The 22,437-nt window shown below is 67.2% G+C and carries 21 protein-coding genes; 20 read left to right on the plus strand and 1 reads right to left on the minus strand.

All coding sequences use genetic code 11. The features are described from left to right. Positions 1 to 77: 77 nt before the first annotated feature. The 8 genes from H623_RS0105990 (at position 78) to H623_RS18160 (ending at position 10,331) form a co-directional block, all read left to right on the plus strand. Positions 78 to 818 (plus strand): response regulator transcription factor, encoded by a 741-nt coding sequence (locus H623_RS0105990; RefSeq protein WP_022900038.1) that lies wholly within the window; start codon positions 78 to 80, stop codon positions 816 to 818. After that, positions 815 to 1,969: a sensor histidine kinase gene (locus tag H623_RS0105995; protein WP_022900039.1), complete on the plus strand. Its 1,155-nt coding sequence runs from the start codon at positions 815 to 817 to the stop codon at positions 1,967 to 1,969. The genes H623_RS0105990 and H623_RS0105995 overlap by 4 nt, the downstream gene beginning before the upstream one ends. Before the next feature lie 258 nt (positions 1,970 to 2,227). After that, positions 2,228 to 5,179, plus strand: a complete 2,952-nt coding sequence (locus H623_RS0106000; RefSeq protein WP_022900040.1) for a glycosyl hydrolase — start codon at positions 2,228 to 2,230, stop codon at positions 5,177 to 5,179. Between the two features lie 8 nt (positions 5,180 to 5,187). Continuing rightward, positions 5,188 to 5,703: a MarR family winged helix-turn-helix transcriptional regulator gene (locus tag H623_RS20895; protein ID WP_022900041.1), complete on the plus strand. Its 516-nt coding sequence runs from the start codon at positions 5,188 to 5,190 to the stop codon at positions 5,701 to 5,703. A gap of 251 nt (positions 5,704 to 5,954) precedes the next feature. After that, complete coding sequence (locus H623_RS0106015) at positions 5,955 to 6,524, plus strand: OsmC family protein (RefSeq protein WP_022900042.1); 570 nt, start codon at positions 5,955 to 5,957, stop codon at positions 6,522 to 6,524. 17 nt (positions 6,525 to 6,541) lie between these two features. Next, the gene (locus H623_RS0106020) at positions 6,542 to 7,804 is read left to right on the plus strand and encodes an NAD(P)-binding domain-containing protein (protein WP_022900043.1); all 1,263 of its coding nucleotides are present in this window, start codon (positions 6,542 to 6,544) and stop codon (positions 7,802 to 7,804) included. 166 nt (positions 7,805 to 7,970) lie between these two features. Then, positions 7,971 to 8,537: a PadR family transcriptional regulator gene (locus H623_RS0106025; RefSeq protein ID WP_022900044.1), complete on the plus strand. Its 567-nt coding sequence runs from the start codon at positions 7,971 to 7,973 to the stop codon at positions 8,535 to 8,537. A gap of 3 nt (positions 8,538 to 8,540) precedes the next feature. Further along, a complete protein-coding gene (locus tag H623_RS18160) occupies positions 8,541 to 10,331 on the plus strand; it encodes an ABC1 kinase family protein (RefSeq protein WP_051143093.1) in 1,791 nt (596 codons plus the stop codon). Between the two features lie 67 nt (positions 10,332 to 10,398). Here H623_RS18160 and H623_RS0106035 read toward each other — a convergent pair whose 3' ends face one another. Then, complete coding sequence (locus H623_RS0106035; protein WP_026939977.1) at positions 10,399 to 11,445, minus strand: LacI family DNA-binding transcriptional regulator; 1,047 nt, start codon at positions 11,443 to 11,445, stop codon at positions 10,399 to 10,401. A 157-nt stretch (positions 11,446 to 11,602) separates the two neighbouring features. On the opposite strand from H623_RS0106035, the gene H623_RS0106040 reads away from it, so the two are divergent. From H623_RS0106040 to H623_RS0106095, 12 genes are all read left to right on the plus strand, one after another. After that, positions 11,603 to 12,892: an ABC transporter substrate-binding protein gene (locus H623_RS0106040; RefSeq protein ID WP_026939978.1), complete on the plus strand. Its 1,290-nt coding sequence runs from the start codon at positions 11,603 to 11,605 to the stop codon at positions 12,890 to 12,892. Positions 12,893 to 12,902: 10 nt separating this feature from the next. After that, the gene (locus tag H623_RS0106045) at positions 12,903 to 13,925 is read left to right on the plus strand and encodes a carbohydrate ABC transporter permease (protein WP_022900048.1); all 1,023 of its coding nucleotides are present in this window, start codon (positions 12,903 to 12,905) and stop codon (positions 13,923 to 13,925) included. Further along, on the plus strand, positions 13,925 to 14,812 hold the full coding sequence (locus H623_RS0106050) for a carbohydrate ABC transporter permease (protein WP_022900049.1): 888 nt from the start codon (positions 13,925 to 13,927) through the stop codon (positions 14,810 to 14,812). Before H623_RS0106045 ends, H623_RS0106050 begins: the two co-directional genes overlap by 1 nt. A 132-nt stretch (positions 14,813 to 14,944) precedes the next feature. After that, positions 14,945 to 16,444 (plus strand): arabinosylfuranosidase ArfA, encoded by a 1,500-nt coding sequence (gene arfA, locus H623_RS0106055; RefSeq protein ID WP_026939979.1) that lies wholly within the window; start codon positions 14,945 to 14,947, stop codon positions 16,442 to 16,444. Positions 16,445 to 16,521: 77 nt separating this feature from the next. Then, positions 16,522 to 16,917 carry an SRPBCC family protein gene (locus H623_RS0106060; protein ID WP_022900051.1) on the plus strand — a complete coding sequence of 132 codons (396 nt, stop codon included), beginning with the start codon at positions 16,522 to 16,524 and terminating at the stop codon, positions 16,915 to 16,917. Between the two features lie 50 nt (positions 16,918 to 16,967). Further along, positions 16,968 to 17,189, plus strand: coding sequence for a tautomerase family protein (locus tag H623_RS0106065; protein WP_022900052.1), 222 nt, complete (start codon positions 16,968 to 16,970; stop codon positions 17,187 to 17,189). 222 nt (positions 17,190 to 17,411) lie between these two features. Beyond that, on the plus strand, positions 17,412 to 18,572 hold the full coding sequence (locus H623_RS22145; RefSeq protein ID WP_022900053.1) for a sensor histidine kinase: 1,161 nt from the start codon (positions 17,412 to 17,414) through the stop codon (positions 18,570 to 18,572). Beyond that, positions 18,565 to 19,254: a response regulator gene (locus H623_RS0106075; RefSeq protein WP_022900054.1), complete on the plus strand. Its 690-nt coding sequence runs from the start codon at positions 18,565 to 18,567 to the stop codon at positions 19,252 to 19,254. Before H623_RS22145 ends, H623_RS0106075 begins: the two co-directional genes overlap by 8 nt. A 91-nt stretch (positions 19,255 to 19,345) precedes the next feature. Further along, complete coding sequence (locus H623_RS0106080; protein WP_022900055.1) at positions 19,346 to 20,176, plus strand: CPBP family intramembrane glutamic endopeptidase; 831 nt, start codon at positions 19,346 to 19,348, stop codon at positions 20,174 to 20,176. Between the two features lie 29 nt (positions 20,177 to 20,205). After that, positions 20,206 to 20,889 (plus strand): sensor domain-containing protein, encoded by a 684-nt coding sequence (locus H623_RS0106085; RefSeq protein WP_022900056.1) that lies wholly within the window; start codon positions 20,206 to 20,208, stop codon positions 20,887 to 20,889. Between the two features lie 162 nt (positions 20,890 to 21,051). Beyond that, entirely contained in the window at positions 21,052 to 21,459 is a 408-nt protein-coding gene (locus H623_RS0106090; RefSeq protein WP_022900057.1) for a TOBE domain-containing protein, read from the plus strand. A gap of 49 nt (positions 21,460 to 21,508) precedes the next feature. Continuing rightward, positions 21,509 to 22,429 carry an extracellular solute-binding protein gene (locus H623_RS0106095; RefSeq protein ID WP_022900058.1) on the plus strand — a complete coding sequence of 307 codons (921 nt, stop codon included), beginning with the start codon at positions 21,509 to 21,511 and terminating at the stop codon, positions 22,427 to 22,429. Positions 22,430 to 22,437 lie beyond the last annotated feature (8 nt).

The following is a 22,437-nucleotide window of genomic DNA, read 5'->3' on the forward strand; positions in this document are numbered from 1 at the left end:
CCGCCGAACCCTTACGAACCGAAGACGACTCTGGGCCGGACGGTTCCCTGGCCGAGCACGAAACCTATCCTGGGTGCATGTCCTCCCTGCCCGCCTCGGTCGCGGCGCGCAACAACGATCTCGTCGATCGTCGTGTGCTGGTCGTCGAGGACGACCCGACCGTGCTCGAGGTCGCTTCCAGCTACCTGAGCGCGGCCGGATTCCTCGTCGACGAGGCGGTCGACGGTTTCGCGGCGCTCGACGCCGTTCGGCGAAGCATGCCCGACCTCATCGTGCTGGATCGGATGCTGCCCGGCATTGACGGAGCTGAGGTCTGTCGTCGCTTGCGTGGGGACTCCGATGTTCCCGTCATTTTGCTCACCGCGCTCAGATCGGAAGAGGCGAGGATCGAGGGGCTGGAGTCAGGGGCCGACGATTACCTGACGAAGCCGTTCTCGCCGCGCGAACTGGTGTTGCGCATCCAGTCCGTGCTCCGGCGCAGCCTGGACGCGCTCACACCGGAGGCGCCGGTGCACCTCGGGCCTTTTGACCTCGAACCCTCCGCGCGCATCGTCAGCAAGAACGGCGAGCCACTCCAGCTGTCCGCCCGTGAGTTCGATCTGCTCTCGTTCCTGATCAAGCATCCTTCCCGGGTCTTCAGCCGCGACGAACTGCTGCGGCTCGTCTGGGGCTGGGACATCGGCGACCGTTCGACGGTCACCGTCACGGTGCGCAGGCTTCGAGAGAAGGTCGAGGGGAATCCCGCGGAGCCCGATCTGCTCCGCACCGTGTGGGGCGTGGGCTACCGCTTCGATGTCGACACGGAGGCACGACCGTGATCGCCGTCGAAGACCTCGCGTCGATCGTCGCGATCGCTCTCGGCTGCGCCGTGGCCGTCAGCCTGATGGGTCTGTTGCTTCTTCTGGCTCTGCGCCGGCGGTCTCTGCTCTTGCAGGTCGGAGTCATCGTGCTCACCGTCGTGGCATCCACCGTCGCGGGCTTCATCGCGGTCGCGAACGCGATGTATCTGTCTGCGCACGATCTCACCGTGGTGTTCTACGTCGCCGGTGCCGCCGGCCTCATCTCCCTCGTGCTCGCGCTGCTTCTCGGCAGCTGGCTCACCTCGAGCGCCAGGCGGCTCGTCGGACTCGCGCGGGCACTGAGCGATGGAGACACTCTCGACGCCGCGGATGCCCGTGGCTGGGCATCCGAGTTCACGGCGGTCGCCGATCAGCTGGCCGAGACCAGCAGACGCCTTGAAGAGTCGCGGGCCGAGGTGGCCGCCATCGATGAATCCCGGCGTGAGCTCATCGCCTGGATCTCGCATGACCTCCGTACCCCGCTCGCGGGACTCCGCGTCATGGCCGAGGCGCTCGAGGACGGGCTGGCCGCCGAACCTCTGCGCTTTCACCGCCAGATGCGCTCGCAGGTCGATCATCTCTCGACCATGGTCGACGACCTCTTCGAGCTGTCGAAGATCCAGTCCGGCGCTCTGCGGCTCGCACTGGAGCCGGTGCGCGTGTACGACCTGGTGAGCGACGCGGTGGCCGAGCTGACGCCCCTGGCCAGCTCGCGCTCCATCACTCTGGTCGAGCGACCCGGCCCCGACGTGCTCGTCCTCGGCGACGATCGTGGACTCTCGCGCGTCATCGGCAACCTCCTGGTGAATGCGATTCAGCATGCGCCGAAGGGCAGCAGCGTCACTATCGGGACCGCCGCGGATGACTCCCGCCAAGTGGTGCTGTCCGTCGCCGACCGAGGTGGCGGCATCCCCGAAGAGGACCTCGCCCGCGTCTTCGAAGCGGGGTGGCGGGCATCCACCTCGCGCACCCCCGAGACGCTGTGGGGCGTCTCCGCCGGGGCCGGACTTGGTCTCGCGATCGCGCAGGGCATTGTCGAGGCGCATCGCGGTGAGATCTCGGTTCGCAACGAAGACGACGGGTGCCGATTCGAGGTCAGTCTTCCGCGCCACGAGTCGGTGGAGGGCTGATCCGGTCTCGGCCGTGCTGCCCAGACGAGCCGGCCCGTGCCCTGCTCACCGGCGGGCCCGACGGCGAGCCCTGCGTCACGTCCGAGCGCGACAACCGGATCGCCGCGAGCGGCCTGACCGCTGACGCAGGTGGGCCGGCTGCCCTTCCCGCGTAGTGCTGTTAGGAAATAGGCTAGTGTTCGGAGGACACTATATGCGTATCGCCGACGCTCGTCGTGGCGTCGGAACCCCACCCGTCCCGCTTCAAAGGAGAATGCCGTGACACTCGACGACCTCGCCCGCAACGTCGCCCACCCCGCGATCGAGTACCGACCCGAGCTGCGGTGGTGGCTCGCCGAGGGGCTGCACACCGACGAGACTCTGCGTCACGAGATCGACACGGCCCATCGGCTCGGCTTCGGCGGCATGGAGTTCCTGGCCATGGATGAACAGGGCATCGATCACTCGGTGTACGGCTGGGGATCCGAGGAGTGGGTGCACGACAGCCTCGTCGTCGTGCAGGAGACGACCAAGCGCAACATGTCCGTCAGTTTCACGTCGGGCACGAACTGGTCGAACGCGAACCTGCCGACCATCGATCCCGAGCATCCCGCGGCCGCACAGGAATTGGATGTCGTCAGCGAGCTTCTCGAGGCCGGCGCCCGCCGGAGCGGTGCACTGAAGCGCATCGACCTCTCCGCACCGGCGACAGACTCGCCCCTGCCCGGAGAGCGAGGCACCGTGACGGGCCAGACCCTCGTCGCCGTCGTCGCCGCCAAGGTCGTCGGCGCGACCGACCACGGAGACGTGCTCGACACCGAATCCGTCATCGACCTCACCGCGCGCGTCCATGACGAGTCGCTCGAGTGGTCCGCGCCCGAAGACGGCTCATGGCGGTTGTTCGCCTATTGGATGCACGGCACCGGCCAGACCGCGTCGCCCTCGGCCAGCGTCAACTACACCGTCAATTACCTCGAGCGCGCCGGCGTCGAGGCCGTCATCGACTACTGGGACACCGTCGTGCTCACGCCGGAACTGCGCGAACAGATCGCGCAGAACCCGCGCACCCAGATGTATATGGACTCGCTGGAGCTGGCGACCTTCGGCGCAGGCGGCATGTTCTGGGGGCCGGGAGTCGCGGCAGAGTTCCGCGCTCGACGCGGCTACGACATCGCTCCGTGGCTGCCGTTCCTGACGCGGAACGCGCCGTTCATGGCATCCAGCACCGTCTATCATCACGAGCCGTTCGAGGAGCAGCGGGACACCGTCGAGAAGGTGCGCTTCGACTACGTGCGCACGCTCACCGATCTCTACATCGAGAACATGCTGCGGCCGTTCGCCGAGTTCTTGCACTCCGTCGGCATCTCGTTGCGGTCGGAGATCAGCTACGGCCTGCCGTTCGAGCTGACCCGCCCCGGTCCGGAGGTCGACGGCATCGAGAACGAGTCGCTCGAGTTCGCGGCCCAGATCGACGCCTACCGGCTGCTCGCCGGACCCGCCCACCTGTTCGGCAAGCAGTACTCCTCCGAGACCGGGGCGACCACGCGCAACCACGTGCTCGACCACCGCTTCTACGACCAGATCATCGCCACGCAGCTGGCGGCCGGCATCACCAAGACGGTGCTGCACGGCTGGGCGAGCCCGGCAGGTGCCGAGGGCACGGAGTGGCCGGGTCACGAGGGCATGTGGCCGATGTTCTCGGAGCGCTTCGACACGCGCCAGCCGGCATCCGAGTTCTATCGCCTGTGGAGCGACGCCCTCGGTCGCTACCAGTACGTGCTGCGGCAGGGGCGGCCGCGCATCGACGTCGGCATCCTGCGCACGGATCACTTCACCGAGAACCGGCTCGGGATGGCGTTCTTCGACGATGCCGGCGTCAGGCATCCCGACGAAGAGTTCTACGCCAGGCGCTGGATGCGCGACCGCCGGAACTTCTGGTGGCAAGACCTCGGCATGCAAGACAGCGGCTGGACGTACGAGTTCTTCGACGGCTCGCTCCTGCGGCGTGATGACGTCGCCTTCGACGGCGACGTCGTGCAGCCGGAGGGACCCGGCTATCAGGCACTCATCGTCTATCAGAGCGCGCTCGATGCGGATGACGCGAAGCAACTCCTGAAGTGGGCCGAGCGGGGGCTGAAGGTGCTGCTCGTCGACAACACGCGCGAGCTGAAGTCCATCCTTCCCCGCGAGGAGGAGTTCGTTCACCGCACCGCCGGTGCCCGCACGCCGGGCTTCGACGCACGTGACGACGAGCTCGCGGCGACGATCGACGAACTGCTGAGTCAGGCATCCGTGACCCGCGTCGGCGACCCGGCACAGACGGTCGACGCCCTGCGCGCGCTGGGCGTGATCGGCCGGGCGGAGTTCGCCCAAAAGAATGAGAACGTGCTGTCGCACCTGCGCGACGACGGCGACCTCACGCACCTGTACCTGTATCACTTCCTCTACGAGACCGGCGAGCCGACGCGCGTCGACGTGGTACTCGAGGGGGAGGGGACCGCCTACCGGATCGACGCCTGGTCGGGCGGGATCCGGCCGCACCACGGCGCACGCGCCGAGGGCGGCAGAACGGTGATCACGGTCGATCTCGCCCCGGGCGAGACCGCTCTCTTCACGCTGGATCGGTCGGCGGCGGCCGCCCCCGCGTCGAATCCCGCGGAGCGCGAGATCACCGCCGAACTCGACACGTGGTCGATCGCGGTGGACAGCTGGGACGCCGGCGACCTCCAGATCATCGAAGAGGACCGCAGCGTCGGACACGTGACGCGCGAGGTGCGTCCCCTCACCGCCGTCACGCGTCTCGAGTCGACGAGTACGCGGCTTGCTCCGTGGAAGGACCTCGACGGGGTCGGGCCCCACGTCTCCGGGATCGGCGAGTACACCGCGACGTTCACGCTCGACGAGTTGGATGCCCGAGCCCGCTACGAGCTGCAGCTCGGCTCGGTCAGCGGCGGCCTCGGCTCCGTGTCGGTGAACGGCTCCGCGCCGGTCGGGTTCGACACTTCGGTGCCGGTCGTCGACGTCACGCACGCGCTCCAGGCGGGAACCAACGCGGTGGTCGTGCGAGTCTCGAGCTCGCTGAACAACCGGCTGCTGGCTCGCGGATACTATGACGGCGTGCCAGACATCCTCGCCGAGCTGGGCGGCGCGCCCGGCAGACTTCAGAAGACCCACGTGCACGACTACGGCCTTCTTGGTCCGGTACGGCTCGTGCGCGTGTCGGCGAGTTAGGCATCCACGTGGCGAGGCCGGACGACACGAACGAGGAGGGGATCGACACCTCTCCGGTGCTCGCACCCGATCCGCTCGACCTGCGGGTGTCGTTGTCATCGCTCGTGCACTGGGCCGACAGCTACGAGCATCGACGGACCGTAATGGCCGCAGTCGAGTTTCCGGTGGACGACATGGCGATGTTCCTCGTCGTCAACCAGCTCGGATACCGCGGCGCACTGCGACCGAGCGAGCTCGCCACCATTCTCGGCACGGGCCGGCCGAACATGAGCAAGATCGCGAACCGGCTCTGCGAGAGCGGGCTGACCGCGAGAGTGCCGGATCCCGCCGACGACCGGAGCGTGCTGCTGGCGCTCACGCCCGCCGGCCGCAAGGTGGGCGAGCGGATCATGGACTACGCCCGGACGACCACCGACGGTGCGCTCGAACTGTGGAGTGCCGACGACGTGGAGGCCCTGAAGAGGTTCCTGGCCCGGCTGGTCTCGGACACCACGGCCGCGCGGTCACGCCGTAGACCTCGGTGATCCGAAACGTGCCCGCCCGCGCTGATCGAGGTTGATCGAAAGGGTGGCCGGCCGCGCTGATCGAAGGCCGCCGCGCGCTCACAGGAACGACATGTTCCGTAACGAACTAGGGTCTGCGCTCGAACCTGAATATTCTTCCGCACAGCGGAGGACCAGCGAGAGCGACCCGTCGTGACAGACGGGCGACTCGGACGCATTCCTCCGATGACCACGTTGCGACGCCCCGCGCGTCGCGAACCGAGGAGGACCACATGACGATCACCGAGACCCCTGCAGCCGAGGTCGACAACGGCGTCAACAGCGACGCGCTGCTGGCTGCCCGCGATCAGCTGCGAGAGGCTCCCGAGGCCGCAGAGTTCGTGTGGCGCGCGACTTCCGAGTGGAAGAGCGGGACCCACTCGGTGCAGACGATCGAGCACTTCGACGGACTCGGCACCGACCAGCAGCACAAGAGCGCCTACGTGCTCGAAGGCGACCACCCCGCGATCTTCGCCGGCAGCGACGAGGCGCCGACTCCTGTCGAGACGGTGCTCGCCGCGCTCGCCGGATGTCTGACCGCCGGTATCGCCGCCGTCGCCCAGAACCGCAAGATCCAGCTCCACTCCGTGACCGCCACGCTCGAGGGCAAGCACAACATCCTCGGCATCCTGGGCGGTGACCCCGACGTGCGCAACGGCTTCAACGAGATCGACGTGCACTTCGACGTCAAGGCGGATGCCACCGAAGAAGAGATCGCCGCGCTCGTCGCACAGTCGCAGAAGCGTTCCGCGGTGTTCGACGCGCTGACCAACCCGACGACGGTCAACGTCAGCGTCGGCTGAGGCGGCGCACGAACTCAGTGGCACAGAAACACACCACCACCGTCGTGATCGGCGCCGGGCACTCCGGCCTGGCGATGAGCTATCGGCTCCGCGAACGCGGAATCGATCACGTCGTGCTCGAGCGCGGCCAGATCGCGGACTCGTGGCGTCACGGACGGTGGGACTCGCTCCGCCTGCTGACGCCGAACTGGCAGGCCGAGCTCCCCGGTGCGCGGTACAGCGGGACCGACCCGGACGGGTACCTCACGATGCCCGAGGTGGTCGACCACATAGTCGACTACGCGCGCATCGCCAGCGCTCCCGTCGTCTCCTCGACCGCGGTGGAGCGGGTGTCTGCCATCGACGGCGGCTATCGGGTTCAGACGGATGCCGGCGAGTGGCACGCGAAGACCGTGGTCGCCGCCACAGGCGCGTGCACGCTGCCGAACATCCCCGCACTCGCCGATGGCGTCCCCGCCGGGGTGCGGCAGCTCAGCCCGTTGGACTACCGGTCGCCGGCCATGCTCGACGACGGCGGTGTGCTCGTCGTCGGCGCCTCGGCGAGTGGTGTGCAGCTGGCGGAGGAGATCGCGCTCAGCGGGCGCAGGGTCGTCATCTCGACGGGCGAGCACGTGCGGATGCCGCGCACCTACCGCGGCCACGACATCTTCTGGTGGATGCACCACGCCGGAGTGCTCGACGAACGCTACGACGAGGTCGACGACATCGTGCGCGCTCGCCACGTGCCGTCGCCGCAGTTGATCGGATCTCCCGAGCGGCGGGAGCTGCATCTGGGCACCCTGCAGGACCACGGGGTGGAAGTGGTCGGTCGGCTCGGCATGATCCGCGACGGCGTGGCGCTGTTCTCCGGCGGGCTCGCCAACGTCACCCGGCTCGCCGACCTCAAACAGGAGCGGCTGCTCGACCGATTCGATGAGTGGGCGCTGCAGAGCGGCCGGGCCGATGGCATCCCGCCGCACCGACCGGAGCCGGTGACGGTGCCCGCACAGCCGCGGCTGAAGCTCGACCTGGTGGCCGAGGGCATCAGCACCATCATCTGGGCGACCGGGTTCACAGCGGACTACTCGTGGCTCGACGTGCCGGTCGTCGACCGCAAGGGGCGCGTCGTACACGACGGAGGAGTCACCGAGGCCAAGGGGCTGTACGTGCTGGGAACCAGCCTTCTGCGGCGCCGGCGTTCCACCTACATCAATGGTGCGGCCCAGGACAGCGACGACCTGGCGGCACACCTCGACGCGACGCTGGCGGGTGACTCACGCGCAGCACGCGTTCCCGCTTAGAGCATCTTTGCCAGCGTCGGCGGCCGCCGGCCGGAGTGTGAACGACGAAGGCGCGATCGGTCACAAAGCTCGCTCGCATCGAAGCCGAGACAAACTCCAGCTCACCGATATATCGTGATGCATCGTCGGGGCTCGTTCGAGCCCGGCGAAGCCGAGGAGGCGCGTCATGAGCGATTCATACACGAGCGGCGGGTTCCGGGCCCGCGGATTCGACGGCGGGCGCGGGGAGCGTCCGCACCTGGGCGAGGCGATCGACCAGCTCCGGTCGATGTTCGAGCAGCGCGTCTCGCCACGCGTGTCGCGTGGCGACGTGCGCGCGGCTATCTTGTCGCTGCTCGCCGAGAAGCCCATGCATGGGTACCAGATCATCGCGGAGATCGAGCGGCGCAGCGGCGGCGCGTGGAAGCCGAGCGCGGGATCCGTCTACCCGACGCTGCAGCTTCTCGCCGACGAAGGCCTGATCAGCGCCGAAGCGGCCGAGGGCCGCAAGACCTACTCGCTGACCGAGGAGGGCCGGGCCGAAGCGCAAGCCGCAGCCGGCAAGGGCGCGCCGTGGGAGGCATCCGGTCGCGGCGACATGCTCGGCATGGGACCGCTGCCGAAGGCCGGAGTCGCCTTGGCGCAGGCGGCAGCGCAGGTGAAGCGCACGGGCACTCCCGAGCAGGTGGATGAAGCGGTGACGGTGCTCGACCAGGCCCGCCGCAAGCTCTACACCATCCTCGCTCAGGACTGACGGATGCCGTCGGCCCCGGATTCCTCTCGAGCTGCGGCTTCTGCAGACGATCCGGCCCCCGCGGATCACTCGTTACCCGGAAGCGGAGAGACTCGCGCTCGGTACCGGCGTATCATCCGGTTCGCACTGCGCTATCTGGTGCAGACGTGGTGGTTCGAGATCGTGCTGCCGCGCATCGGCCTGGAGCGCCTCACGGAGCGCGGGCGAGAGGCTCGGCTGACGCGCATCGCGCAACGCTTCCACGCGCTCGCGATCGAACTGGGCGGCCTCATGATCAAGGTCGGCCAGTTCTTGTCGTCCCGGCTCGACGTGCTGCCGCCCGAGATCACCAGGGAGCTCGCGGGCCTGCAGGATGAGGTGCCGCCGGCATCCTTCGGCGAGATTCGCCGCCTGGCCGAAGCGGAGCTGGGAGTGCCCCTCGAGCAGGCGTTCTCGTCGTTCGATGAGACGCCGGTGGCCGCTGCCTCCCTCGGGCAAGCGCATCGCGCGCGGCTTGCCGCGCTGGATGCCGCCGACAGCGGTTTCGAGCAGGTCGTCGTGAAGGTGCAGCGACCGGGGATCCAGGCGATCGTCGACGTGGATCTCGCCGCGCTGCGGCGCGTGGCGGGGTGGCTCCGACATCTGCGTATCGTCTCGGATCACGTCGACACGCGCGCACTGGTCGCCGAGTTCGCCACGACGAGCCTCCAAGAGATCGACTATCTGCACGAGGCGCTCGGCGCCGAGCGGTTCGCGGAGATGTTCGCCGCCGATCGTCGCGTCGCGGTTCCCGAGGTCGTGTGGGAGCGCACGTCGCGCCGGGTGCTGACGCTGTCGGATGTCACGGCCATCAAGATCAACGATGTCGACGGACTGCGCGCGGCGGGCATAGACCCGGCCGAAGTGGCATCCGTCTTCGCCGAGGTGATGTTCGAGCAGCTCTTCGGTCACGGCTACTTCCACGCCGACCCGCACCCGGGGAACGTCTTCGTGACGCCCGTCGCCGGGTCGTCGGCCGGCGATCCTGGCAACGCCCGTGGCGACGGCTCGGGCCCATCGTGGCGGCTCACGTTCGTCGACTTCGGCATGATGGGCGAGGTCACGGATGATCTGCGCGAGGGCCTGCGGCGCCTGCTCATCGCGGTGGCGGCGCGAGACGGGCGAAGACTCGTGGAGAGCATCCAGGATGTCGGCATCCTGTTGCCCACCTCCGACACCGCCGAGCTCGAACGGGCGATGTCTCAACTCTTCGATCGGTTCGGGGGCATGGGCTTCGCCCAGTTGCGCAAGGTCGACCAGCGAGAGTTCCGGGACTTCGGTCGGGACTTCGGCGCCGTCGTGCGGTCGCTTCCGCTTCAGCTGCCTGAGGACTTTCTGCTGGTGATCCGCTCGATGTCGCTGACGTCTGGTGTGTGCAGTTCTCTGGATCCCGACTTCAATGTGTGGGACGCGATCGAGCCCTACGCGTCGCGGCTGCTGCGCGAGGAGAGCGGCAATGTTGTCGCGTCGACCGTGAAAGAGGCGCTCTCGGTCGCCGGGATCGCAATGCGGCTGCCCGGACGTATCGACGCTCTCATCACCCGAGTCAACGAGGGCTCGGCCACCGTTGCGACGCCCGCGATCGATCGGCGTCTCGCACGGCTGGAACGGCTGGTTCGTCGTGCGGTCGGAGCTATCGTGTTCGCAGGATTCTTGGTGGGAGGCATCCTGTTGCTGCCGCAGGCGATGCCGCTCGGCATCGTGTTGATGTGCGTCTCGGCGGTGCCGCTGGGGTACGCCGCGCTGGGTGGCGGCGGTCCCGACCGGCGACGGTGAGCGATCCGGGTGGAGCGGTGGGGCGAGCGAGCCGGGGTGAGCGGGCCGGGCGCCGACGCGCCTCGTCTCAGGCGTGCGGTGCCGGACCGCTTGAGGCTCTGGACACGAGTTCGGTCGTCAACTCCATGCGGGTCTGGAGTCTGGCCGTCGAGTCGTCGTCCCGGCCGAGATCGAGCAGCAGCTTGACCGCTGCTGCTCCGAGCTCCACCGTCGGTTGTCGGATCGTCGTCAGCGTCGGGCTGATCCAGTGCGCTTCCGGCAGGTCGTCGAAGCCGACGACACTGACATCGTCGGGAATGCGCAGCCCCCGTGCTGCGAGTGCGTCGTAGACGCCCAGGGCCATGGGGTCCGAGCAGGCGAAGATGCCGGTGATCCTGGGGTCGGCGTCGAGGAGTTCGTGAGTGGCCGCGGCTGCACGCTCCGTCTCCCAGGCGCCGTAGGCGACTGAGACCTTGGCACGGCCCAGGTCGGACGTGTCGGCAGCAGCACGGAATCCGTCCACGCGGGCGCGGCTGTAGATATGCCTCGCGTGCCCGGCGACGACTCCCAGGTGGCGGTGTCCGAGCGACAGCAGATGCTCGGCGGCGAGCCGGCCACCGTCCCAGTTCGCCACCCCGACTTTGGCTGCTCCCACTGGTGGCGTGCTCTGCGACTCGATCAGCACCACCGGGACTCCGGCGGCCGCGAGGGTGTTGAACTGCCGGGAGGTCGGGTCGACCAGCGCGACGACCGTTCCCATGGTGCGACGCCGCAGAACCTTGGAGACCCAGTCCACGTCGGGATCATCGGCCAGCGTGAGGACGACATCCAGACCGGCCGCTGCGGCCTCACGGCCGACGCCGGCCAGAACCAGGTTCGCCCACGAGCCCTCGAAGTGCGTCACGACGAGGTCGATGAAGTCCGACAACCCGGGCTCATCGGGACCGGTCTCGATCTTGCCGCCTGCCTTGCGGCTGTAGCCCACTGACTGCACGGCATCCATGACGCGCGCGCGAGTCTCGGCCGAGACATCCGTTCCGCCGCGCAGCACTTTGGACACCGTGGGAACGCTTGTTCCCGCCGCTTCTGCGACGTGCGACAACGTTGGCCGGGTTCCCGCGGGGCGAGGAGACATGAGCCAAGCGTATAACAAGTCAATAACTTGCGAAACTAAATGAGTTGCAAATCCGCTCTTTCTGGTGTCATCATGACGCCTAGCGCGCTGAAGTGCTATTACATTGCGCAAACTAACTACGCCACAATCAATGTCGATGAGTCAAGGAGTTTCTACGATGAGGAAGAGACGAGCGGCGACAGCAGCCGCGATCTTCATGGGGTTCGCGCTTGTCGCGACCGGGTGTGCCGGTAACGGGTCGAATGCGAACGGTTCCGGCAACGGCAAGGTGACGCTCACGGTGTGGGAGAACGCCACGACCGGCGACGGCGTTCAGTACTGGAAGGATGCCGCGGCGGACTACCACAAGCTGCACCCGAACGTGACGGTGAAGCTTCAGGGCATCCAGAACGAAGACTTCGACGGCAAGCTGCAGACGGCGCTGAACTCCAGCTCGGCACCCGACGTCTTCATGCAGCGCGGCGGCGGCAAGATGAAGGACATGGTCGACGCCGGCCAGCTTCAGACCATCACCCTCGACGCGGCCTCGAAGAAGGCCGCCGGCGCCGCGCTCGACGCCGACACGATCGATGGCAAGATCTACGCGGTGCCCATGACGGTGCAGCCGGAGGGCATCTACTACAGCAAGGACCTGTTCTCCAAGGCGGGCATCACCAAAGCGCCGACCACCATGGACCAGCTCGACGCTGACGTCGCGAAGCTCAAGACGATCGGTGTCGCTCCGATCGCCGTGGGCGCGAAGGACGCCTGGCCCGCCGCGCACTGGTACTACAACTTCGCGATTCGCGAGTGCAGCCAGGAGACCATCAGCAAGGTTGCGAAGACCCTCAAGTTCACCGACCACTGCTGGACGAAGGCGGGCGAAGATGTCGCTGCGCTACTGAAGACCGAGCCGTTCCAGAAGGGCTTCCTGACCACACCCGGTCAGACCGGCGCCGGATCGTCGGCCGGTCTGCTCGCCAACCACAAGGCGGCCATGGAGCTCATGGGCGCCTGGGAGCCGGGAACCCTCGCGGGCCTGACGCCCGACCAGAAGCCGCTGCCCGACCTGGGTTGGTTCCCGTTCCCTGCAGTTCCCGGTGGGAAGGGTGCCCCGACCGCTCTGATGGGCAACGTGAGCGGCGGCATGTCGCTGTCGAAGAACGCCCCGAAGCAAGGCCAGGACTTCCTGGCATTCCTGCTCACCGCCGATCAGCAGAAGGCGTACGCGAAGGCGTTCGACACGATCCCGGTGAACAAGAAGGCACAGTCCGTGGTCACTGAGAGCTACAACGTGTCGTCACTGGAGGCGTACAACAAGGCTGCATACGCAGTCGACTTCCTCGACACCGAGTACGGCCAGAACGTCGGCAACGCGCTGAACACGGCCGTCGTCAACCTGATGGCAGGCAAGACGGATGCCGCGGGCATTGTGAAGGCCGTCAACGACGCTGCCGCCAAGGGCTGAGCGGAATCCGATGAACAACACCCTGGGTACCGAGACGGCTGCCGGCCGTTCGGCGCAGGGCGCGCTTCAAGCCGGGGGTGCGGTCTCATCCGCGTCCCCGGCCGCGCGCGCGACAAAGCATCGTCGCCGCGGGCGCGTCCGTATGCGGCTGGAGATCACCCTCTTGTCGGGGCCGGCCATCATCATGTTCCTGGCGTTCGTGATCTTCCCGGTCGTGCTCGCCGCCTTCTACGGCTTCTTCCGATGGAAGGGGTACGGGCCGCCGACGGACTTCGTCGGCCTGAACAACTACAAGTTGATCCTGACGGATCCCGCGTTCCAGGCGGTGCTGTGGCACAACCTGTGGATCTTGGTGCTCTCTCTGGTCATCCAGGGTCCGCTCGCGATCGTGCTCGCGCTGCTCCTGAACCAGAAGATCCGCGGACGGGCGCTCATCCGCATCCTCATCTTCGTGCCGTACATCATCTCCGAGGTCATCGTCGGAACCGGCTTCAGCCTCATGCTGCAGACGAGCGGCGCTGTCAACGACCTTCTTGAGCACATCGGACTCGGGTTCATGGCCGCTGACTGGCTCGCCGATCCGAACATCGCCCTGTGGACACTGATGGCGATCATCTCGTGGAAGTACGTCGGTTTCGCGGTCATCCTCATGCTCGCCGGGCTGCAGTCCATCCCGGAGGAGCTGTTCGAGGCGGCGCAACTGGATGGGGCTTCGTATTGGCAGATCCAGCGGAGGATCACGCTGCCGCTGCTGGGGCCGACCATCCGCATCTGGGCGTTCTTGTCCATCATCGGATCGCTGCAGCTCTTCGACCTCGTCTACATCATCTGGGGTCAGTACGTCTCCGGAACCGCGGGCACCTCGACCATGGCCATCTACATGGTCGCCCAGGGTCGCAACGCCGGGAACTATGGCTACGGCAGTGCGGTCGCCGTCGTCATGTTCCTCATCTCGCTCATCATCGCGTTGATCTACCAGCGCTTCGTCCTGCGCCGTGATCTTCAGGGCGCCGTCACCGAAGGAGTCCACTGATGACCGCGACCACCGCTGTTCCGGTCCGACCGGCCAAACAGCCAAAAGCGCGCGGCCAGCGTGACAAGCCCGAGAAATGGGGAAGCCCGGTCACCTACTTCATCGCGCTCCTGCTGATCGCGGTGTGCCTCGCGCCCGTCGTCTACATCGTGCTCGGCGGCTTCCGCACGAATTCGCAGATCTCCACGAATCCTGCGGCCTTCCCGTCGCCCTGGGTGTTCAAGAACTACGCCGCGGTGCTCACCTCGACGACGTTCTGGGGAGAGTTCGCGAATTCGATCATCGTGGCACTGGTGAGCACGATCGGCGTCGTCGTCCTCGGCGTGATGGTGAGTTTCGTCATCGCCCGATACGACTTCAAGTTCAAGGGGGCGATGTATTCGCTGTTCGCCGCCGGTCTCATGTTCCCGATGGTGATTGCGATCACACCGCTCTACCTCGTGATCAAGGACCTGGGCCTCGTCGACAGCTTGTTCGGACTGATCGTGCCTCAGGTCGCTTTCGGCCTGCCGACGACGGTCATCATTCTCGTGCCGTTCCTGCGCGCCATCCCGAACGAGATCGAGGAAGCCGCGTCCATCGACGGTGCGAGCCGACTCGGATTCTTCTTCCGCATGGTGATCCCGTTGGCGGTGCCCGGCGTCGTGACGGTCGCGATTCTGTCGTTCATCGGCAGCTGGAACAACTACGTGCTGCCGCTCTACATCCTGAACTCGCAAGCCAACTACACCCTCCCGTTGGGCGTTCAGGCGTTCTCGTCGCAGTACTCCACCGACACGGCGGCAGTGCTCGCCTTCACCTCGCTGGCGATGCTGCCCGCGTTGATCTTCTTCGCGATCTTCCAGAAGCGGATCGTCGGAGGGCTCACCGGAGCGGTGAAGGGCTGAGGCCGCCTCGGCCGCTCAGCCCGCGCATCCCTGTGCCCCTGTCGCCGTCACGACGGGGGCACAGGTGTGATGCATCTGAAGAAATACTCCGTCACATCACGCACGACCATCTCCTATGAAAGGACCAGTGCTTTGCCTAGCGCCCATATCGAGCTCGACGCGAGAGCCGTCATCGCTCCTCTCCGACGCCGCATCTTCGGCTCCTTCGTCGAGCACCTCGGACGCTGCGTCTACGACGGCATCTACGAGCCCGGTCACCCGAGCGCCAACGAGGACGGATTCCGCCTCGACGTCGTCGAGCTCGTCAAGGAACTGGGCAGCACCACCATCCGCTACCCCGGCGGCAATTTCGTCTCCGGCTTCCGCTGGGAGGATTCCGTCGGCCCGCGCGAGAAGCGGCCTGTCAGGCGCGACCTCGCCTGGCATTCGTTGGAGACCAATCAGGTCGGCCTCGACGAGTTCGCCAAGTGGCTCAAGCTCACCGACTCGGAACTCATGCTCGCCGTGAACGTCGCCACCCGTGGCATCCTGCCCGCTCTCGACCTCCTCGAATACGCGAACCACCCCGGGGGGACGGCGCTGTCGGACCTGCGCATCGCCAATGGGGCACGGGAACCGCACGACGTGCGCATGTGGTGCCTCGGCAACGAGATGGACGGCTCCTGGCAGACCGGGTTCATGACGGCTGAGGACTACGGCAAGATCGCCGCACGAACGGCAGCCGCCATGAAAATGGCCGACAAGGATCTCGAGCTCGTGGTCTGCGGTTCCTCCGGATCGGCGATCTCCACTTTCGGCGACTGGGAGCGCACCGTTCTCGAGCACAGCTATGACTACGTCGACTACATCTCGTGCCATGCCTATTACCAGGAGCTCGAGGGTGACCTCGGTTCGTTCCTCGCCTCGGCGATCGACATGGACTACTTCATCGACACCGTCGTCGCCACGGCCGACCACGTCGGTTACAAGAAGCGGTCGAGCAAGAAGATCAACGTCTCCTTCGACGAGTGGAATGTCTGGTACCTCACGGAGCACAAGAAGGCTGAAGAGACCAACGACGAATGGCGGTACGCTCCGCGTCAGCTCGAGGATGTCTACACCGTGGCGGACGCGGTCGTCGTCGGCAACCTGCTGATGACTCTGCTGAAGCACAGCGACCGCGTCACGTCGGCGTCACTGGCGCAGCTGGTCAACGTGATCGCTCCGATCATGACCGAGCCGGGAGGTCCCGCGTGGCGGCAGACCACTTTCTACCCGTTCTCGATCACCAGCCGGCTCGCGTCGGGGGAGGTCATCCGTCCGATCATTCACGCGCCGGAGTACGACACGGCTCAACACGGGCAAGCCTCCCTGGTGGATGCCGTCGCCACCGTCGACGAGCAGCGCGCGGCGGTCTTCCTCGTCAACCGTCATCTCACGGAGCCGACGCACGTCACCATCGATCTTCGGAGCCTCGGATGCTCACGGGTCGCCGAGGCCGTCACGCTCTCCGACTCCGACGTGCACGCCAAGAACACGATCGACGATCAGAACCGTGTGACACCGATCGCCAACGCGAGTGCCGTTCTCGCCGAGGGCGTTCTGACCATCGAACTGCCGCCCGTGTCGTGGTCGGCGATCGCGCTCGACTGAAGGCCCCGCGTGGGTGGCGCGAGCTGTCTCGCCGGAGTCTGCGATACGGCGTCGGTCGCCCTCGATAGCGTGAGGCCATGACCTGGCCCGCGCTTCATCTCTCGCAGTCCATTCGACGTTCGGCCGAAGCGGTCTCGGCGTTCGCGGGCGACCCGGCCAACCTGCCGCAGTGGGCGGCGGGACTCAGCACAGGCATCCGCCGCGACGGCGACCGCTGGGTGACCGACTCTCCGATGGGCGAGGTCGAGGTGGAATTCGTCGGCCCGGTGGAGCTCGGCGTGCTCGACCACGACGTGCGGATGCCCGACGGCACCGTCGTGCACAACCCGCTTCGTGTGCTGCGGAACGACGAGGGCAGCGAGGTGGTCTTCACCCTGTATCGACGGCCCGGAGTCACCGATGAGGACTTCGCACAGGATGCGGAGCTCGTGCGACAGGACCTCGCTCGGTTGCGTGACGTGCTCGAAGGGTAGGGAATCACGGCAAGATGTCTGTCTGACGAGACGTCTGACGAGAGGAAAACATGCCCAACATCACCGTCGAGCTCCTGAAGGGCCGCACGCTCGACCAGCGACGTGCTTTCGCCGAGGCCGTCACCGCCAGCGCCGTCGAGATCCTCGGCGCTCGCCGTCCGGATGTCCGCATCGTCTTCCAGGAGATCACTCCCGACAGCGTCGCCAACGGCGGCGTGTTCGCCAGTGAAGACGCTTCTCGTGCGGAGGTCATCGCCAGGCACAACGCGTAGGCACCGGGCTTCGAGTCCTCCAGAGTGACTCGAACCATCTCGGAAGCCGCCGGTGGCTTCGACATCCCACTTCGAGTTCGTCTGTCGCTGCGCAACGCGGGCCCGCGCGCTCACCCACTACGCCGGGTGCCGGCGGCCGGGCCGCGGTGGTCGTAGGCCCGGTTGGTACGGAAGATGACGCGGCAACGGGTGAACCCGCGGCAGTGCTTTAAGGTGGGCGATGTGGTGCTGGTCCGGTGGTGGCGGTCGCTGCCCGACTGGGCGGTGGATGGTGTCTTCGCGGCGATTCTGTGCGTGTTCGGCCTGGTGCCCGCGCTGAGCGTGTACGGGCTCAACCTCGGCGAGCTCCCCACACGACCGTCGGACGGGCTGCACCTGCTGCTCATCGCCGGGCAGTCCTTGCCGTTGGCGGCCCGGCGCTCACGCCCGGGCGCGGTCCTCGCTGTCATCGGGCTCGCGTTCGCACTCGACCAGTGCAGGGGCTATCCGCCCTCGATCGCGGGGCTCGGTATCGTCTTCGCCCTCTATTCGGCCGGGGCGCACTTGCGTCGCGCCCGCGTGATGACCGCGGCCGCGAGCGCCGCGGCCTACGTGATGCTCGCGATCGCGCTGAGCCTGCTCGGCTCGCCCGACCACGCGTGGGACTTCGCGACCTTCGTCGTCGTCCTGATTGCGGCCTGGTTGCTGGGCGACTTCGTCCGGCTGCGCGCGGCTGCGGCTCAGGTACGTGAGGGCGAGGCTTCGCGAGCCGCAGTCGCCGACGAGCGGGCCCGCCTCGCGCGCGAACTGCACGACGTCGTGAGTCATCACGTGACGGGCATGGTCGTGCAGGCGGATGCCGCAGGCTTCATCGTTCCCGAAGACCAGGTGCAGGTCAGCGAGCAGTTCGCGTCGATCGCCGACGGTGGTCGACGCGCGCTCGCCGATCTCCGCCGACTACTCGACGTTCTGGCCGCGGACGACACGAGCAGGGCTCCCGCGATCGGCCCGCTCGATGACCTCGCTGCGGGCGCCCGACGGGCGGGTCAGTTTGTCGAGCTGCACGAGAGTGGCACGCCGTCCGGTTCGGACGAGCTTCGCCTCGCGGTCTACCGCATCGTGCAGGAGGGGCTCACCAACGCGCGCAAGCACGCCGACGGTACGCCGACGGAGGTGGACGTCGAGTGGTCGGCGGAGGCGGTCGCGGTGCGCGTCACGTCGAGCTCCACGGATGTCGCCCGGCAGTCCGCGCCCATGGTTTCCGGCTCCGGTCGCGGCCTGGCCGGCCTCGCCGAACGCGTGGCTCGCCTCGGCGGGCGTCTCGACGCCGGTCGTGACGGCGACGGCGCGTTCGTGCTGGCTGCGCACATCTCGATCGCCCTCGAGGAGGATCCACGTGGCTGAGTCATCCGCCGAGCCGATCCGCGTCTTGATCGCCGACGACCAAGCAGTGATTCGCGCGGGCTTCACGACGATCCTCGGAGCGCAGCCCGGCGTCGCGGTCGTCGGCGAGGCCGCCGATGGCGGCGAGGCGGTCCGGCTGGCGCGCGAACGGCATCCGGATGTGGTCGTGATGGACGTGCGGATGCCCGTGCTCGACGGCATCGCCGCGACCGAGGCCCTCGCGGGTCCGGGTGTGGAGGATCCCCCACGCATCCTCGTGGTGACGACGTTCGACTATGACCATTACGTCTACGACGCCCTGCGGGCGGGGGCGAGCGGGTTCCTCCTCAAGGACTCCACTCCCTCCCAGCTCATCGAGGCCGTGCGGACCGTCGCCGCCGGTGACGCACTGATCGCCCCGACCCTGACGCGCGCGCTGCTCGGACATTTCGCGGAAAGGCTGCTGCCGGCATCCGCACCCGAGGCTGATCCGCGTCTCGCCACCCTCACGCCGCGCGAGCTCGACGTGTTGCGTGCGATGGCGAACGGCGATTCGAACGCCGAGATCGCGGCCGCGCTCGTCATCAGCCACGAGACGGTGAAGACCTACGTGTCGCGGATCCTGCTGAAGCTCGAGCTGCGCGACCGGGTGCAGGTCGTCGTCTACGCCCACCGCAGCGGGCTCTTCGGGCCCGCGCGCTGATCCGCCGCCTCGGCCATCCCCCTGCAGAGGGATGACGATTGCCCGCCCGCGCGTGATTCGGGGCGCGGGCGCGATTCGTAGCGTCGTAGGCATGACAACAACTGCCCCGCGCGATACCGCCCCCGCCTCGCGCGCCATCCGTTTCTTCCGCTTCCCCCTCGTCTGGCTCGTTATCGGCATCGTCGCCGTCGGCGCCTTCTCGGTCTTCGCCGGAGCCAGCCCGGCCATCGCGCTCGGCACCTCGGCTCTCGCGCTCGTGGTCTATTGGGCCGTGATGCGCTTCGTAGCCGGGCGGCGGATGCCCGAGCTCGCGCTCCGCACCGCGGGGCGCGACGCGCTCATCGGTGCGGCCGTCGGCGCCGGGTTCTTCGCGGTCAGTGTCGGCGCTATCGCAGCGCTCGGCGGCTACCACTTCACGTTCGACGGCGCCGCGGGCCTCCGGGCGCTGCCCGAGCTCATTGCCGTCACCATCGCAGGAGCGGTCACCGAGGAACTGATGTTCCGCGGTCTCGCGCTCCAGGCCATCGAGAGGCTCGGCGGCAAGTGGATCGCCCTCGGCATCACCGCGGTGCTGTTCGGCCTCGTGCACGGGGCGAACCCCGGTGCGTCCCTGTGGAGCGACGTCGCTATCGCCATCGAGGCCGGCGGGCTGCTCGGCGCTGCCTTCCTCTGGCGCCGCAGCCTCTGGCTCGTCTTCGCCCTGCACGCGACCTGGAACGGGCTCGAGCAGGCCATCGGCATCCCCGTATCGGGCCATCGCGACCCGGGCTTGGCGATCACGAGTGTGCACGGCCCGGCATGGCTCACCGGCGGTGCCTTCGGCATGGAGGCATCCGTCATCACCGTCGTCATCAGCCTCGCGCTGACAGCCGCCCTGCTGATCGCATCGGGGCGCCGCGCCCGTGCGGCCGTCAGCGACTGAACCTCTCCACGACACGAAGGCAAAAGACCATGACTGCAGAACCCATCGGATTCCCCACCCACCAGCTCAGCGCCTGGCGCCGCTACGGGGCGCGGTGGCGGCGCATCGGTAAAGAGATCGTCGCGATCGTCCTCCTCTTCTTCACCGCTGTGATCGGGTTCTCGGTGTGCTTGGCACTGGTGCCTGCCGGCATCGGACTGCTCCCGCTCTTCCCCGTTGGAGTCTTCCTACTCGCGGCCGGCCTGTGCGTCGCCCTGGCGACCGGAGCCGCCGACCTGCGTTTGCTCGAATGGGTCGGGCTGCCGCGCATTCAGCGCTCCGTCCGGTCGAGTCGCCCAGGCTTCGCAGGCTGGTTGCGCTCGACCCTCGGCAGTGCGCGGAATTGGGCGATGGTCGGATACGTCGTCCTGCCGCAGTTCGCGCTTGCGGCCGTTTCGTTCATCGTGCTGACGACGCTGATCGGTATTGGGGCGGGTGGCGTGAGCTGGACGTTCTGGCGTTCGAGCGTGCACGGCGGCAACGTCGGTCTCGAGTGGCTTCTCCACCGCTGGCCGGGTGCGGACCAGCCGGCTCTCGAAGGCATCATCTATGTCATGCTCGGTCTGGCGTTCCTCGCGGTGCTGCCATACGTGACCCGCGGGCTGCTGTGGGCTCAGTGGCAGCTCGCGCGGACAATGCTCGGCGACTCGCAGCGTCGAGCCGACGCACACTGAGTCTCGTTCGTGGGAAATCGCCACGATTCCTCTTAGTGCAGGGTTGCTGGTGAAGGCACGTTGCGAGGGCATTCACACTGGCGCGCATGCCTGACGAGTGGTTCCGCAAATCCGTGGAATGTGCGGGCCAGGAGAGAAATCCGCGGTGCTAATCTCATAATTGTGACGCGTTTTCGGATTTCCGATGCGGCCCGGCTTCTGGCGGTGAGCGACGATTCAGTGCGCCGATGGATCAGCCAGGGCCGGCTCCCGGCCGTCGATGGCCACGGACCGCAACTGATCGAGGGCGCCGATCTCGCCGCGCTCGCACTCGAACTCGGGTCGGGTTCGGCGCCGGAGAGCGGACGGCCGCTCTCGCCGACATCCGCTCGCAACCGGTTCCCGGGAATCGTCACCGCGGTGAAGAAGGACACGGTCATGGCACAGGTCGACGTGCAGGCCGGGCCGTTCCGGATCGTCTCGCTGATCAGCGCAGAGGCGGCCGATCAGCTCGGGTTGGAGGTCGGTGTCGAGACCGTCGCGACCGTGAAAGCGACGAACGTGGTCCTGCAGACACCGGGATCGCGGTGAGGCTGAGGGTGCCGCGAACATGTATCGGGCAGTGAGAAGGAACGGCAGAGTGCGGCGCAGCCTCGGCGCGGTGGCGCTCCTGGCCGGCGTGGCTTTCGCGATCGCGGGGTGCAGTTCGTCGGCCTCGGCTGGACCGGCGAGCTCGGCGACGAAGGCGGCGAAAGGGACGACCGCGTCGATTCCGCACGGGTCCGGCGATGTGAACGTGCTCTACGCCGGGTCGCTCGTGAGCCTCATGGAGAACCAGGTCAGCCCCGCGTTCCACGACGCGACCGGCTACACCTTCAAAGGCTATGGGGCCGGCTCCCAGGCACTCGCCGCCGACATCAAGGGCAAGGTGAAGCAGGCGGACGTGTTCATCAGCGCGAGCCCGACCGTCAACGCCGGCCTCGAGGGCTCGAGCAACGGCGACTGGGTTTCGTGGTACGCGACCTTCGCGAACTCACCACTGGTCATCGGGTACAACCCGAACAGCTCCTTCGTCAAGCAACTGAAGAGCAAGCCCTGGTACGACGTGGTCACAGAATCCGGGTTCAAGCTCGGCAGCACAGACCCGCAGACCGACCCGAAGGGTGCGCTTGCGGCACACGCGCTCAAAGATCAAGGGACGAAGCAGGGCGATTCGGCGCTGACCGCGCTGGCGACATCCAATCCGAACATCCAGACGGAGGAGTCGATGGTCGGACAGCTGCAGGCGGGTCAGCTGGATGCCGGGTTCTTCTACGCCAGCGAGGCGAAGGCGGCGAACATCCCGACCGTGCCGCTGAAGGGCGAGTCGCTCAAGGCGGTGTACACGATCACCGTGGTGAACAACGCGCCGGATGCCGCGGGTGCGGCCGCCTTCGTCGCCTACCTTCTCGGCAAGGGCGGCCAGGGCATCCTGAAGAAGAACGCCTACGACCTGACGACACCGCCCGAGGTCTCGGGAAGCGGCGTGCCGAAGACGCTGAAGAACGTGCTCGGTCGGTAGGACGAGAT

The sequence above is a fragment of the Humibacter albus DSM 18994 genome (assembly GCF_000421825.1).
GTDB classification, from domain to species: Bacteria; Actinomycetota; Actinomycetes; order Actinomycetales; family Microbacteriaceae; genus Humibacter; species Humibacter albus.